At 65.1% G+C, this 13,677-nt stretch carries 10 protein-coding genes and 2 tRNA genes; 8 read left to right on the plus strand and 4 right to left on the minus strand.

All coding sequences use genetic code 11. The features are described 5' to 3' along the window. Nucleotides 1-17: 17 nt before the first annotated feature. Nucleotides 18-959: a DMT family transporter gene (locus F812_RS0117385; RefSeq protein WP_020087270.1), complete on the minus strand. Its 942-nt coding sequence runs from the start codon at nucleotides 957-959 to the stop codon at nucleotides 18-20. A gap of 399 nt (nucleotides 960-1,358) precedes the next feature. Here F812_RS0117385 and F812_RS0117390 point away from each other — a divergent pair. Further along, nucleotides 1,359-1,433: transfer RNA gene (locus F812_RS0117390), tRNA-Lys, on the plus strand. Nucleotides 1,434-1,545: 112 nt separating this feature from the next. Here the strand turns inward: F812_RS0117390 and F812_RS0117395 are convergent. Next, nucleotides 1,546-1,983 (minus strand): hypothetical protein, encoded by a 438-nt coding sequence (locus F812_RS0117395; RefSeq protein WP_020087271.1) that lies wholly within the window; start codon nucleotides 1,981-1,983, stop codon nucleotides 1,546-1,548. 148 nt (nucleotides 1,984-2,131) lie between these two features. Then, a complete protein-coding gene (locus F812_RS0117400; RefSeq protein ID WP_020087272.1) occupies nucleotides 2,132-2,416 on the minus strand; it encodes a hypothetical protein in 285 nt (94 codons plus the stop codon). A 360-nt stretch (nucleotides 2,417-2,776) separates the two neighbouring features. Here F812_RS0117400 and sseA point away from each other — a divergent pair, with 360 nt between their 5' ends. Both sseA and F812_RS0117410 read left to right on the plus strand, forming a co-directional pair. Beyond that, on the plus strand, nucleotides 2,777-3,670 hold the full coding sequence (sseA, locus tag F812_RS0117405; RefSeq protein ID WP_051113863.1) for a 3-mercaptopyruvate sulfurtransferase: 894 nt from the start codon (nucleotides 2,777-2,779) through the stop codon (nucleotides 3,668-3,670). A gap of 110 nt (nucleotides 3,671-3,780) precedes the next feature. Continuing rightward, nucleotides 3,781-4,470 carry a vWA domain-containing protein gene (locus F812_RS0117410; protein ID WP_020087274.1) on the plus strand — a complete coding sequence of 230 codons (690 nt, stop codon included), beginning with the start codon at nucleotides 3,781-3,783 and terminating at the stop codon, nucleotides 4,468-4,470. A 9-nt stretch (nucleotides 4,471-4,479) separates the two neighbouring features. Here the strand turns inward: F812_RS0117410 and F812_RS0117415 are convergent, their stop codons facing one another. Continuing rightward, nucleotides 4,480-6,096 (minus strand): OpgD/OpgG family glucan biosynthesis protein, encoded by a 1,617-nt coding sequence (locus tag F812_RS0117415; RefSeq protein ID WP_020087275.1) that lies wholly within the window; start codon nucleotides 6,094-6,096, stop codon nucleotides 4,480-4,482. Between the two features lie 273 nt (nucleotides 6,097-6,369). On the opposite strand from F812_RS0117415, the gene F812_RS0117420 reads away from it, so the two are divergent. The 5 genes from F812_RS0117420 (at nucleotide 6,370) to F812_RS0117440 (ending at nucleotide 13,645) form a co-directional block, all read left to right on the plus strand. Next, the gene (locus F812_RS0117420; RefSeq protein WP_020087276.1) at nucleotides 6,370-7,518 is read left to right on the plus strand and encodes an efflux RND transporter periplasmic adaptor subunit; all 1,149 of its coding nucleotides are present in this window, start codon (nucleotides 6,370-6,372) and stop codon (nucleotides 7,516-7,518) included. Nucleotides 7,519-7,619: 101 nt separating this feature from the next. Beyond that, the gene (locus F812_RS0117425) at nucleotides 7,620-10,796 is read left to right on the plus strand and encodes an efflux RND transporter permease subunit (protein ID WP_020087277.1); all 3,177 of its coding nucleotides are present in this window, start codon (nucleotides 7,620-7,622) and stop codon (nucleotides 10,794-10,796) included. 238 nt (nucleotides 10,797-11,034) lie between these two features. Continuing rightward, nucleotides 11,035-11,119 (plus strand) — tRNA-Leu (locus F812_RS0117430). A gap of 83 nt (nucleotides 11,120-11,202) precedes the next feature. Then, the gene (gene tig / locus F812_RS0117435) at nucleotides 11,203-12,558 is read left to right on the plus strand and encodes a trigger factor (protein ID WP_020087278.1); all 1,356 of its coding nucleotides are present in this window, start codon (nucleotides 11,203-11,205) and stop codon (nucleotides 12,556-12,558) included. A gap of 439 nt (nucleotides 12,559-12,997) precedes the next feature. Further along, nucleotides 12,998-13,645: an ATP-dependent Clp protease proteolytic subunit gene (locus F812_RS0117440; protein WP_020087279.1), complete on the plus strand. Its 648-nt coding sequence runs from the start codon at nucleotides 12,998-13,000 to the stop codon at nucleotides 13,643-13,645. Nucleotides 13,646-13,677: the final 32 nt, after the last annotated feature.

Raw genomic sequence — 13,677 nt, forward strand, 5'->3', positions numbered from 1 at the left:
TGCCAGGGAAGTGCGGATCAGGACGGCGGAGCGGCGTCCACCATCTCGCGTGCGATGCTGCGCTCGCGGTGGACGAGATAGACGCCCGAGCCCACGATCAGCGTTGCGCCGGCCAGCGTCCACAGATCCGGCAGGTCTCCGAACACCGCATATCCGAAGGCCACCATGGTGAGAAGCTGCATGTAAATGAAGGGCGCGATGGAGGAGGCGGGCGCGAGCCGGTAGGCGTGCAGGAACAGCCAGTGGCCGACGCCGCCGAGAATGCCGAGCGCGCCGAGCAACACCCAGGCGATCGCGTCGGGCGGCGTCTGCCAGCCGGCGTATGCGATGGGTGCGCCAGCGAACGTGCCGACGAACATCGAATAGAACAGCGTGACGAGCGGCGGATCGAAATGCGCCATGTGGCGCGTGAGCAGCATGAATAGCGCATAGACTAGCATGGCCGCGAACGCATAGAGCACGGCCGGATGGATGACGCCGAAACCGGGCCGCACTGCGATCAGAACCCCGATAAAGCCCACCAGGATCGCGACGAGCCTGCGGCGGCCTACCCATTCGCCGAGCAGCGGGCCTGCGAGCAGCGCCACCATGAGGGGCGCGAGGAAGACGATGGTGATGGTCTGGTCCAGGCGCATGTATTGCAGCGCAAGGAAGTTGAAAGCGGTGGTTCCTACCATCAGCACGGAGCGGACGAGTTGAAGCCCAAGCCTGTTGGTGGTGAAGAGCGCTTTTGCGCTCATGATACCGAACGCTGGCACGAGCAGGAGCAGCAGCACGAACTGGCCGATGAAGCGTGCCCACACCACCTGGCCGACGGTGAGACCGTCGCGCGTGACGAGATACTTCGCGGTGGTGTCGAGACCCGAAAAGAGCACGACGGCGGCCACCATCAGGCCGATGGCCTTGAGCCGCTGGCGGGCGGCATCGGTGTCATTGGAACTATCGGGAGCGTCTTTCATGGCGGGCCGGGTTCGATGCGCGCTTCTCTCGTCGCCGAAGGGCCGAGTGCCGGTGGCGGCTGTCGCGCTCGGCGCGCCTCAGCGCATCGCGAACGATCAGGCTTTAAGCATGTGCCCCGTCTTAATGCACGGAATTGCGGAGGAGGCGCGGCATTTTCGCTGTGCGTCGTAACTGATCCTGCCCTGCCCGAGACCGGCTTGCTTTTGCGATGCCCGGGAAGCCCTGTGGCGCTCACGCGCGTTTCCCGAGCGTTTTTTCCGGGACTGGGCGACCGACGCCCCGTTTGCTGCGTTAATTCTCGTGCTTCATGTCGGAAAAGCGCTTCACACTGGTCCGGAACCACACTAGAAAGCGCTCTCTCCATGAGGCCGTCCGCACGCACTGCGTGAGACGGCTTGGGGCCGGTAGCTCAGAGGTAGAGCACGTGACTTTTAATCATGGGGTCGAGGGTTCGATTCCCTCCCGGCTCACCAAAATTTCTCAATAGCTTTAATCGACTAAGGACCAGCGCGGGTCTCTGGGACGCGTTTGCGTCCGGCTGTTGCCGGACGCAATGGGGACGCGGGGGACGGCGTACTCTGGCGTTTACTCGCAGGGGACGGTCATGGTCTTGCCGACGGCGGGGAAGAACTTCTTGCAGCCGACTTCCGCCGCGGGTTCGGGGGTAGCGTTCGTGGTTTGGCGGCCGGTCTCCAGGAGCATCGCGGTCGAAACCGGGGTTTCGCGCTGGGGCTGGGCTTCCTCGGCAGGGGCCTCCGCGGTGGCGACCTTGGTGGGCGCGGTTTTGGCGGCAGGGGCGGGATCAGCCTTGGCAACGCGGGTTTTCTGGGGTGCGGGGAGGCGCTTCTGCTGCGTCTCAGCGACGTAAACGCGCTTCTTTTGCGGGCGCTTAGCCTGGTTCGTCAGGTGGGGCCGGACGACCTCCGGGGTGTATTCGCAGGAGATGCAAGCCTGAGCGCCCGAAGCAAAAAGCGTTGCCGAAGCGATGAGTGAGGTGGCGATGGCCAGAATGGTCCGTGTCATTGATGCCTCCCGAGGTTTCGCGCCCTAACCTGGTATTCGTCCCGGGATTGATCATGCGCGTCCGGCCCCTGCGGGGCTGTTCCAGCCGGAACAGGCTCCGAAATTTCTGGAGGCCAGGGTGCGCGTGAGGCCTTTTCGGCGCTTGGACCTACCTGAGGCGGTAGCAGTTCGAGTAGGTCCGGGGCGTGCGGGTGACGTCGTAGCCCGACAGGCACTGGACGAGCGAGGTCTCCGTCGGATGGCGGAAGAGGAGCAGCGCGGCGCGGTTGTCGTATCCGCTGGTGAAGCCTGCGACCTGCCAGCCGGACTTCAGGAGCTCCTCGATGGAGATCTGCTCCTCGTCCGGCTGGGAGCGAGCGTCCGGCGGCGGGAGAAGGAAGGCCGCCGTGAGCGCAAGGGCGCCTGCAAGGGTGGTGCGATAAGGGAAAGTCATCACGTCCTCCTGTGCCTCGAAGGAATACCGGACCGCGCCCTCTCGTCCTGATCCAGAACGGGGGCATCATATCGCTTTTTTGCCGCATGAGGGGGTGGTTTGCCCGGAAACGCCGCGGCTGGGCGCGACCTGCCTGAAGGACGGGCGAAAGCCACGGACGACGCTCGGAAATCCAGGCCCGCGCGCCCTTGCCGCCACTTGCGGGCGTCACACGGCGCCATTAGGGTACGCTCCGCTGGGTGGTTCGAGTGCGACGCAGGGCAGGTTTTGCCCTCCGGGCCACACTATCCCGTAGGTTCTCGGGTTCGTCCCTCACAGCCAAGATCTTCGCGGCTGGCACTCCGCTTGCCTCAGAGCCGCATGCCACAAGTGTCCAAGGAGGATTTCGTGCCGGGTAGCGCCAAGAACTGGATTGTCGAGACGGACTGGCTGGCGGATCATCTCGATGCGCCCGACCTCATTGTTTTCGACGGCTCCTGGCATCTGCCGAACTCGGGCCGCGACGCGAAGGCGGAGTATCTCGCCGAGCATATTCCGGGTGCGCTGTTCTTCGACATCGACGATCTGGTCGACGAGAAATCGCCGCTGCCGCACATGCTGCCGCCCACGCCGAAGTTCGCGTCGCGGATGAAGAAAATGGGCGTCGGCGACGGCATGCGCATCGTGATCTACGATACCTATGGCCTGTTCTCCGCCGCGCGCGTGTGGTGGACGTTCCGCGCCATGGGGCATCAGGACGTGGCGGTGCTGAACGGCGGCCTCAAGAAGTGGAAGGCCGAGGGGCGTCCGCTCGAGGACATGGCGCCGGTGCCGCGCACGGCGCGCCACTTCACGCCGCTCCTCAACAACTCGCTGGTGCGCGATCTCGACGACATCAAGGGCTATGTCGCCAAGGGCGGCACGCAGATCGTCGACGCGCGGCCGAAGGCACGTTTCGAGGGCACGGAGCCCGAGCCGCGCCCGGGCCTGCGCGCCGGACATATCCCCGGCTCCAAGAACGTGCCGTCGTCCACCATCCTGAATGCAGACGGGACCCTCAAGTCCAAGGCGGAGCTCGAGAAGATCTTCCGCGACGTTGGCATCGATCCCCAGCAGCCGGTGGTGACCACGTGCGGATCGGGCGTGACCGCCTCAATGCTGTCGCTGGCGCTCAGCGTGATCGGCCAGGACAACGCTGCCGTCTATGACGGCGCGTGGGCAGAGTGGGGCCAGGAGGCGCTCGATACGCAGGTGGAGACGGGGCCCGCGAAATAGCTCAAGGGCGCGTCTGTTTTCCGTTTCGGTTGTTCCGTTTAAAGTGAGAAGCGCGCGGGCTCCCAAGTCCGCGCGCTTTTTCGGTCCTGGCCCGGTCGAAGGACGGTCTCATGCGCAGTCTCTCTGTTGCTGCCGTTTCAGCGTTCGCCTTGTTCGCATCCGGCCCTGCCTCGGCTGCCGGCGAGGTGCGCTGCCTGGACGATGCAATGCTCGTGTTCGACGCCTCGGGCTCGATGGCAGGAACCGACATGAATGCCGTGCGCCCGCATATCGCCAAGGTGCGCGAGGCGCTCGCGAGCGTGCTGCCGGCGGTGACGCCGCGGCGCCATCTCGGGCTCATGGTCTACGGTCCGGGCCCGCGCGCGAAATGCAGCAACATCGACCTGCGCCTCAAGCCCGGCCCGAACAGCGCCGAGACCATCATGGGTGAGGTCAACAGTGTGGTGCCCGCAGGCGAGACGCCGCTCACGGCGGCTGTGAGAGGCGCGGCGGAGGAGCTCAAGTTTCGCGAGAAGCCCGCGGTCGTGGTGTTGCTGACGGACGGTGAGGAGACGTGCGGCGGCGATCCCTGCAAGCTTGCGCGCCAGCTCAAGGCCGAGGCGAGCGCACTCACTATCCATGTCATCCAGTTCAAGATCAGCGGCTCCACGTGGCTGCAAAGCGGGACGGGATCCGCCTGCATGGCCGCGGAGACGGGCGGTGTGTCGCTCACGGCCGGTACCAAGGACGAGCTGATCGAGGCGCTTCAGAAAACGCTCACGTGTCCCCTGTTCTCGGAGAGAGCGGCGCGGCTTCGTTGAGCCCGGCGGCTACGCCTCGGGGAAAAACTGGAAGACCCACGTCTCGGTGAGGGCGCGCTCGCCCTGGCGGAGGAAGACGCGGATGTCCACGGGCTCGGAGCCTTTCGCCTCGATGTCGAACAGTGCGCGCCAGCGTTCCCGCTGATCGACGACCGGATGGCTGTAGGCGTTGCTGATCTCTCCGCGCGACGGGGTGACGACCAGCTCCACGCCATCGTTGCGGCCGATGCCGCGGAATACGGTGCCCTGGAAGTCGATCACGAACTTCGTGACGCCTTCGGGGCGCTTGTGTCCCGGACGGCCGCCGAGGCCGGTCCAGGTTGCGGTTGCCTTGGCGAGCGCGCTCGGGAACGGAATCTCGTCCACCCACTTGAGGCGATAGTGATAGCGCCGTTGCTCACCGGCCCGGAACGGCTCCTTGGGGCACCAGTAGGCGGCGATGTTGTCGTGGATCTCGTCGTCTGTCGGGATTTCGAGAAGCTGCACCTCGCCTTCGCCGAAGCTCTCGATGGGCTCGATCCAGACCGACGGACGGCGCTCGTAGAAGACGCTGTCGTCGAGATAGTGGACGAAGTCGCGGTCGCGCTGCAGAAGGCCAAAGCCGCGGATGTCGCGGTCGACGAAGGCGTTGACCATGACGCGAGGCGGATTGTTGAGCGGGCGCCAGATGCGCTCGCCCGCGCCGGTCCAGATGGCGAGCCCGTCCGAGTCGTGAATCTCCGGGCGCCAATCGACCACCTGGCGGCGGCTCGTCTCGCCGTACCAGTACATGCTCGAGAACGGCGCGATGCCGAGGCGTGCGATGTCGCGGCGGGCGAACAGCTCGGCCTCGATCTCCATGTCGATGCGCGCGACGTCGCGCTTGTCGGTGGTGCGCCGCGCCTTGATGCGGTAGGCGCCGGTTACGCTCGGGCTGTCGAGTAGAGCGTAGAGCGTGAGGCCGTCGTCCTGGGGAGCGCTGCTGTCGAGCCAGAACTCGGTGAAGCGCGGAAACTCCTCCGGCGTCTGCATGCCGGTGTCGATGGCGAGGCCGCGGGCGGAGAGACCGTACTGGTTGAAGGGCCCGGACGTGCGGAAGTAGGACGCGCCGAGGAAGGCGAGCCAGTCGGTCTTCTGGTCAGGGGCCATGACGCGGAAGCCGGCGAAGCCGACGCCGTCGGGCAGCTCGCGGGCCGGGTGATCGGGCGGGCTGTCGAAGAGGCTCGCGCTGTAGAGCACCTCCTGCGCTTCGCCACCGCGCGCCAGGTGGATCTTCACCGGATCGGGCGACATGCGGCTCAGGTGGAAGAGCTGGACGGGCAGGCGATGCGCCGGATCGAGCATCAGGCTCATCTCGGGGCGAAAGCGAATGGCCTGATAGGCGTCGTAGTCGATCCGGTAGAGGATCTCGGGCACGACCTTCGGCGTCGGCTCCCAGGCCGCCTTTGCCATGTCCTTCGCGCGGTCCTGGAGGATCGCGAACGAGAACGGTTTAGGAGCGTCGAGGCTCAAGCCGTTGTTTGCTGTGCCTGCGTCGGCTGTTCCGGCGCTGGCCGTGCCGACGACATTCAGTTTTGCGGTCAAACCTGCCGCTGCCACTCCGGCAAGGATCTGCCGCCGATCGAGCTCCGAGCGCTTCACAGTCATACTTTCTTATTTGTGTCGTCGTTGAGCGTTTCCCCCGGCTTCCCTACCGCAGAACGCGGAGGCTGGCCAGCGGCGGCCGCGGCATTTGGCCCTCCGCCGCCTGCCGCCGGGGAGGGGCGCAGCCCGAAAAATGTGCAGCCGGACGTGGCGAGACCGAGGGTGCACGGACGACTAAGACCTTGCAATCGCCTGTGCATCGCAACACTGGACTGTTTATAGATGAAGACCGTAAGGATAGAGAAACCGACGGGTTGGGGGGCAACGAGGGGAGTCATGAGCCGCTACTTCAAGGTGCTCCGCGCAGTCTTGGTGCTGACTGTGGCAAATTTTGTGTGCGCCGCACCGCTGTTCGCCCAGGGGCCGCCGGCCCCTGCCGTGACCGTTGCAACGCCACTCGCGAAAAGGACGACGACCTGGGACGAGTATTCCGGCCGTTTCGAAGCGGTGGAAACCGTCGAGGTGCGCCCCCGCGTCTCCGGCTTCGTCGACAAAGTACATTTCAAGGACGGACAGATCGTCAAAGCGGGCGATCCGCTATTCACCATCGATCCCAGGCCGTTCGAGATCGCAGTGGAGAGCGCGCGCGCCGAGATCTCGCGCGCCAAGGCGCAAGTCGCGCTGGCGTTGAGCGAGGTGGAGCGCGCGGCGCCGCTGGTCAAGTCGGGCGCGGTGACCGAGCGTGACTTCACGCAGCGCAGCGCCAACCTCAACGTGACGGAAGCTCAGCTTCAGGTCGCGGAAGCCAATCTCAAGGCGGCCGAGCTCAATCTCGAGTGGACGGTTGTGACGGCGCCGATCTCGGGACGCATATCGGATCGCAAGGTCGACATCGGAAACCTCGTGATCGGCGGATCGCAGGGCACGACGCTGCTCACGACCATCGTCTCGCTCGATCCCATTCACTTCGTGTTCGATACGTCGGAGGCCGACTATCTCAGGTATGCGCGTCTCGGCCTCGCGGGCGAGCGCACGTCCTCGCGCGACACGGCGAGCCCGGTTCGCATCAGGCTCGCCGACGAGAGCGACTGGGCGCACGAAGGCCGCATGGACTTCCTCGACAACCAGTTCAATCCGCGCTCGGGAACGATGCGCGGACGCGCCATCATCGCCAACAAGGATCAATTGTTCTCGCCAGGCATCTTCGCCCGGCTGAGATTGTTCGGCGGCGAGATCGACGCTCTATTGCTGCCCGACAGCGCGGTCGTGTCCGACCAGATGCAGAAGATCGTGTTCGTGGTGGGTGACGACGGGGTGGTGAAGGCCGCGCCGGTGACGCTCGGTCCGCTGGTCGAAGGCTTGCGGGTGGTGAAGGGCGGCATCAAGGCGACGGACAAGGTCGTGCTCGACGGGCTCGCGAGCCCGTTCGTAAGGCCGGGTGCGAAAGTCGTGACGCAGGCCGGGGAGATCAAAACCGTTCCGTAAGGACACGGCCGTCGTCTTTTTTTCGTCATTCCGGCGCGTTGCGAAGATCCTTCGGGGGATCGGCGAGCAGATCTAGGGGCGGGTGCCCGCGGAAGAGTTTCATGCGCTTTTCTCACTTCTTCATCGATCGACCGATCTTCGCCACCGTGCTCTCGGTGATCCTCACGATCGTGGGCGTGATCGCGGGTGCCGCGCTGCCGATCGCAGAATATCCCGAGATCGCACCGCCCACGGTGAACATCTCGGCCTCCTATCCCGGTGCGTCGGCGGCGGTGATCGCGGAGACCGTGGCCGCGCCCATCGAGCAGGAGGTGAACGGCGTCGACAATATGCTCTACGTCGTGTCGCAATCGACCGGTGACGGGCGGTTGTCGATCAGCGTGGTGTTCAAGCCGGGCACCGACATCGACCAGGCCCAGGTGCTGGTGCAGAACCGCGTGTCGATCGCGGAACCGCGCCTGCCCGAGGACGTGCGGCGCCTCGGCCTCACGGTGCTCAAGGCCTCGCCCGACCTGATGATGGTCGTGCACATGATCTCGCCGGACGGCTCGCGCGATCAGCAGTACATCTCGAACTACGCCACGCTCTACATCAAGGACAGGCTGGCGCGTATCGACGGCATCGGCGACAGCCGCGTGTTCGGCGCGCGCGACTACTCGATGCGCGTCTGGCTCGATCCGGCGAAGGTGGCCTCCCGCGATCTCACGGCCTCGGAGGTCGTGGCGGCGATCCGGGCCGCGAACCTGCAGGTCGCGGCGGGCTCCATCAACCAGCCGCCCGCGTCCTCGCCGGGCGCCTTCACGCTCTCTGTGCACACGCTCGGGCGTCTCTCGACGGTCGAGGAGTTCGAGAACATCGTCGTGCGTGCGGAAGAGGGCGGCGAGGTGGTGCGCGTCAAGGACGTGGCGCGCGTGGAACTCGGCTCGCAGGACTATACGGTCAACGCCTATCTCTCGAACAAGGTCGCGACGGCGGTGGTGCTATTCCAGCGTCCCGGCTCCAACGCGCTCTCGACGGCTGCTGCGGTGAAGGCCGAGATGCAGACGCTGGCGAAGGATTTTCCGCCGGGCGTGGGTTACACGATCGTCTACAACCCGACAGAGTTCATCCAGTACTCGATCGACGCCGTGGTGGCGACGCTGATCGAAGCGCTGATCCTGGTGGTGCTGGTCGTCATCCTGTTCCTTCAGACCTGGCGCGCGGCGGTCATCCCCATCATCGCCATTCCGGTGTCTCTCATCGGCTCGTTCGTGGTGATGGGCGCGCTCGGGATCTCGTTCAACTCGCTCTCGCTGTTCGGGCTCGTGCTCGCGATCGGCATCGTGGTGGACGACGCGATCGTCGTTGTCGAGAACGTGGAGCGGCGGCTCGCGGAAGGCCTCGCGCCGAAAGAGGCCGCGCATCAGACGATGGACGAGGTGGGTGGCGCACTGATCGCGATCACGGCGACGCTGATCGCGGTGTTCCTGCCGACGGCCTTCATCTCCGGATTGCAAGGCACCTTCTACAAGCAGTTCGCGATCACCATCGCGGCTTCGACCGCCATCTCGTGCTTCGTGTCGCTCACGCTGTCGCCTGCGCTCGCGGCGCTGCTGCTCAAGCCGCATTCCTCGCATCATGAGAAGCAGGGGCTTCTCGCGCGCATTCTGGGCGCGCCGGTGCGCCTCTTCTTCCGCGGCTTCAATGCTGCATTCGACGGCCTTTCGCATGGGTATGCGGGCCTCACTGGCCGGCTGATCCGGCTGCCGCTGATCCTGCTCGCGCTCTACGGCGGGCTTCTATTCCTGACCTACGACCGGCTCGCGAAAACGCCGACGGGCCTCATCCCGCAGCTCGATCGCACCTACTTCATTACGGTGTTCCAGCTTCCGCCGGGATCTACGCTCGATCGTACGGACGCGGTGGTGCGCAAAGCCTCCGAGCTGATGCTTAAGCGGCCGGGCGTCTCGGATGCGGTGGCGTTCGCGGGTTTCGACGGCGCGACATTCACCAATGCGCCGAACACGGCTGTGATCTTCGTGCGGCTCGCTACATTCGAGGAGCGGCTCAAGGCGGGCATCACCAAGGATCAGATCCTGGCCGACCTGCGCGGGCAGATGGCGACGATCAAGGAAGCCTTCGCGTTCGTGCTCGAGCCGCCTTCGGTGCCGGGCATCGGCACGGGCGGCGGCCTCAAGGGCTATGTGCAGGACCGCAGCGGGCGCGGCTATCACGCGCTCGAAGGCGCGGCCTGGACGGTCGCGGGCGGCGCCGGGCAGGTGCCGGGCATCGTGCAGCCGTTCACGCTCTTCAACACGCGCACGCCGCAGATCTGGGCGGATATCGATCGCACCAAGGCCGAGCAGCTCGGCGTGCCGATCGGGCGCGTGTTCGATGCGCTCTCGATCTACATGGGCTCGGCGTTCGTGAACGACTTCAACATCCTGGGGCGCACCTACCGGGTGACGGCGCAGGCGGACAATCCGTTCCGCGAGACGTTGCGCGACGTGGCGAACCTCAAGACGCGGAGTGCCTCCGGCGACATGGTGCCGCTCGGCTCCGTAGCGACATTCTCGGATACGACGGGTCCCTACCGCGTTCCGCGCTACAACCTGTTCCCGGCTGCGGAGGTGCAGGTGGGGCTCGCGCGCGGCTACTCGTCCGGCCAGGGTATCCAGGCCATCGAGCACATCGTCGACTCGGCGCTGCCGTCCGGGTTCGGCTTCGAGTGGACGGAGATCGCGCTGCAGGAGAAGCTCGCGGGAAGCACGGCGGTGGTGGCGTTCGGCCTTGCGGTCGTGTTCGTGTTCCTGGTGCTGGCCGCGCTCTACGAGAGCTGGCTGTTGCCGCTCGCCGTCATCCTGATCGTGCCGATGTGCATTCTCGCGGCGATGCTCGGCGTCAACTACATGGGCCTCGACCGTAACATCCTGGTCGAGATCGGCCTCGTGGTGCTCGTCGGTCTCGCTGCCAAGAATGCGATCCTGATCGTCGAGTTCGCCAAGCAAGCCGAGGACGCGGGCATGAGCCGCTACGAGGCGGCGGTGAGCGCGGCGCGGACCCGCTTGCGGCCCATCCTCATGACATCGCTCGCCTTTATTCTCGGCGTGGTGCCGCTGGTGCTGGCCACGGGCGCGGGCGCGGAGATGCGCCAGTCGCTCGGCACGGCTGTGTTTTCCGGCATGCTGGGCGTGACGCTGTTCGGCCTGATCTTCACGCCGGTATTCTACGTGGTGACCAGCAAGCTCGCCGGGCGGGGGAGCAAGGCGGACGAGGCGGCGGGCACGGCGGCCGAGTGACCGGCGCCTCCTGGCCGGGCGGGCGAGGGGAAAGCTTGATCTCCGACCGCCGCCCCTAGTATATGTGCCCATCCTGGCGCGGCCTTTGGCTCCCGAACCGGGCCGGCATCCCTGTTAACGCTGGTCCTTCCGGGCCGGGCCGTGAGGTTCCCGGCGCTCGGTTGACGTGAGCTACGCGATTGATTTTGCGTAGACTTCATGTTCGAGGTCGCTACGATCTCAGGCGATCAAGCTCTAGGCGGGCGTGGCGGAATTGGTAGACGCACTGGATTTAGGTTCCAGCGGCGAAAGTCGTGGGGGTTCAAGTCCCTCCGCCCGCACCAGGGTCGGAAGCGAGGATTTTGAGGGTTTCGCCCCGCGAGGGGCATTCGAGAGTTGAACGAGCGAGCGAAGGCAGCAGGACGTCATGCAGGTTACGGAAACGAGTTCAGAGGGCCTCAAGCGCAAGCTCAAGGTCGTGGTCGGGGCCGATGAGCTCGGCGAGCGCTTCAGCGCACATCTCGACAAGATCAAGGATCAGGTGCAGCTCAAGGGCTTCCGCAAGGGCAAGGTGCCGATCGCGCACATCAAGAAGGTGTTCGGCCGCTCGGTGATGAACGACGTGCTGCAGGAGACGATCCGCGAGACCTCGAACAAGGCGATCGTCGACCGCAAGGAACGCCCGGCCATGATGCCGGACATCGCGCTCGCCGAGAACGCAGCAGCGATCGAGAGCGTGGTCGAGGGCAAGGCCGACCTCGCCTACGAGATGAGCTTCGAGGTGCTGCCCGAGGTGGCGCTCACGGATCTCAAGTCGCTCAAGCTCGAGCGGCTGGTTGCGGATGTCGACGACGAGCAGCTCGACAAGGCGCTCGGCGAGCTGGCTGAGCGCAACCAGACGTTCGCCGCCGAGGAAGGCCGCGCCGCCGAAGAGGGCGATCGCGTCACCATCGATTTCAAGGGCACCATCGACGGCGTTGCCTTCGAGCGTGGCGAGGGTGAGAACCTGCAGCTCGTGATCGGCAATGCCGGGTTCATCCCGGGCTTCGAGGAAGGCATCAAGGGCGCCAAGAAGGGCGAGAGCCGCGACGTGAAGGCGACGTTCCCGGCCGAGTATCCGGTGGCGGATCTTGCCGGCAAGGATGCCGTGTTCGCGATCACGGTCAAAGAGGTCGAGAAGCCCGTCAAGACCGAGATCAACGACGAGTTCGCCAAGGCTCTCGGCACCGAAGGGCTCGACAACCTGAAGGAGCTCATCTCGGCGCAGATCAAGCGCGAGCTGGATCAGGCCTCCCGCATGAAGCTCAAGCGTGAGCTGCTCGACGCGCTCGAGACGGCGCACACGTTCGAGCTGCCGCCGACGCTCGTCGAGCGCGAGTTCGAGGCCATCTGGAAGCAGGTGACCGAAGGGCTCGCCCGCGAGAACAAGACGTTCGCCGACGAAGGCAAGACAGAGGACGAGGCGAAGGCCGAATACCGCACCATCGCGGAGCGCCGCGTGCGCCTCGGCCTGGTGGTCGGTGAGATCGGCGACAAGAACAAGATCGAGGTCACGCAGGACGAGATGCGCCGCGCGCTCATCGAGCACGCCCGCCGCTTCCCAGGCCAGGAGAAGAACGTCTACGAGTACTTCGAGAAGACGCCGGGCGCGCTACAGGAGCTGAGAGCGCCGATCTTCGAGGACAAGGTGATCGATTTCGTCATCGAACTCGCGAAGCCGGCCGAGAAGAAGGTGTCGCGGCAGGAGCTGCTCGACAGCCTCGAGAAGGTCAGCAACGCCTGAGGCGGATTGTTTCCGCGCGCCGAGGCGAGCGGGAAATAGGCTGTGACTTGATTGCAGGCGCTACGTTCCGGACGGTCCCGTCCCGAGCGTTGCGCCTGTGATTTTGAGGTGGTTGCCTCCGTGAGGCGCGCGTGCCTTCTGCGTGGGTTACCGTTGCGCACACCACATGCCGCCGGGGGGCTTGAAGTCACGCTCCGCTATGCTGATCTGATGTCTCTGCTGCCGGCCGATTCGGCGGTGCCGGGCCTCGACTCGTCCTCGAGCGGGGCCTAGTCTTTTGTTTGATCGGGCTTCTTGTCGGAATGCCGGGCTGCCTCGAGAGGGGCTGGTGTTCTGGAAGCAATCTGAGTTTGATCGTGCTTCTTGTCGGAAAACCGCTTCCATTCCGGTCCTTGCCGGGACAGGCTTTTCCCGAAGCACTCTGAGGAGCTAAGACCCCATGCGCGATCCCGTCGCTACTCTCACCGGTTCCTTCTGGCCCATGGTCGTCGAGCAGACGGCTCGCGGCGAGCGGGGCTATGACCTGCCTTCGCGGCTTCTCAAGGAGCGCATCATCTTCGTGACGGGTCCGGTCGAGGATCAGATGGCCGCGTCGATCTGCATGCAGCTTCTCTTCCTGGAGGCGGAAAACCCCAAGAAAGAGATCTCCATGTACATCAACTCGCCTGGTGGCGTGGTGACTGCCGGCATGGCGATCTACGACACCATGCAGTTCGTGAAGCCGCCGATCGCGACCCTGTGCATCGGCCAGGCCGCCTCGATGGGCTCGCTGCTGCTCTGCGCCGGCAACAAGGACATGCGCTATGCGCTCCCGAACGCGCGCATCATGGTTCACCAGCCCTCGGGCGGGTTCTCGGGCCAGGCTTCGGATATCGAGCGGCATGCCGAAGACATCATTAAGATGAAGCGGCGTCTGAACGAAGTTTACGTCAAGCATACGGGGCAGCCGTATGAGACGATCGAGCGGACGCTGGACCGCGACTACTTCATGACTGCCGATCAGGCCAAGGATTTCGGTCTCATCGACCGCGTGCTCAACAAGCGCGACGATGTGGACACCAAGGCTGACGAGGCCAAGACGACCTGATAGTCTTTGTTTGCAGGGGTTTGGGAGCGGCG

Source organism: Hyphomicrobium zavarzinii ATCC 27496, from assembly GCF_000383415.1.
Taxonomy (GTDB): Bacteria; Pseudomonadota; Alphaproteobacteria; order Rhizobiales; family Hyphomicrobiaceae; genus Hyphomicrobium_C; species Hyphomicrobium_C zavarzinii.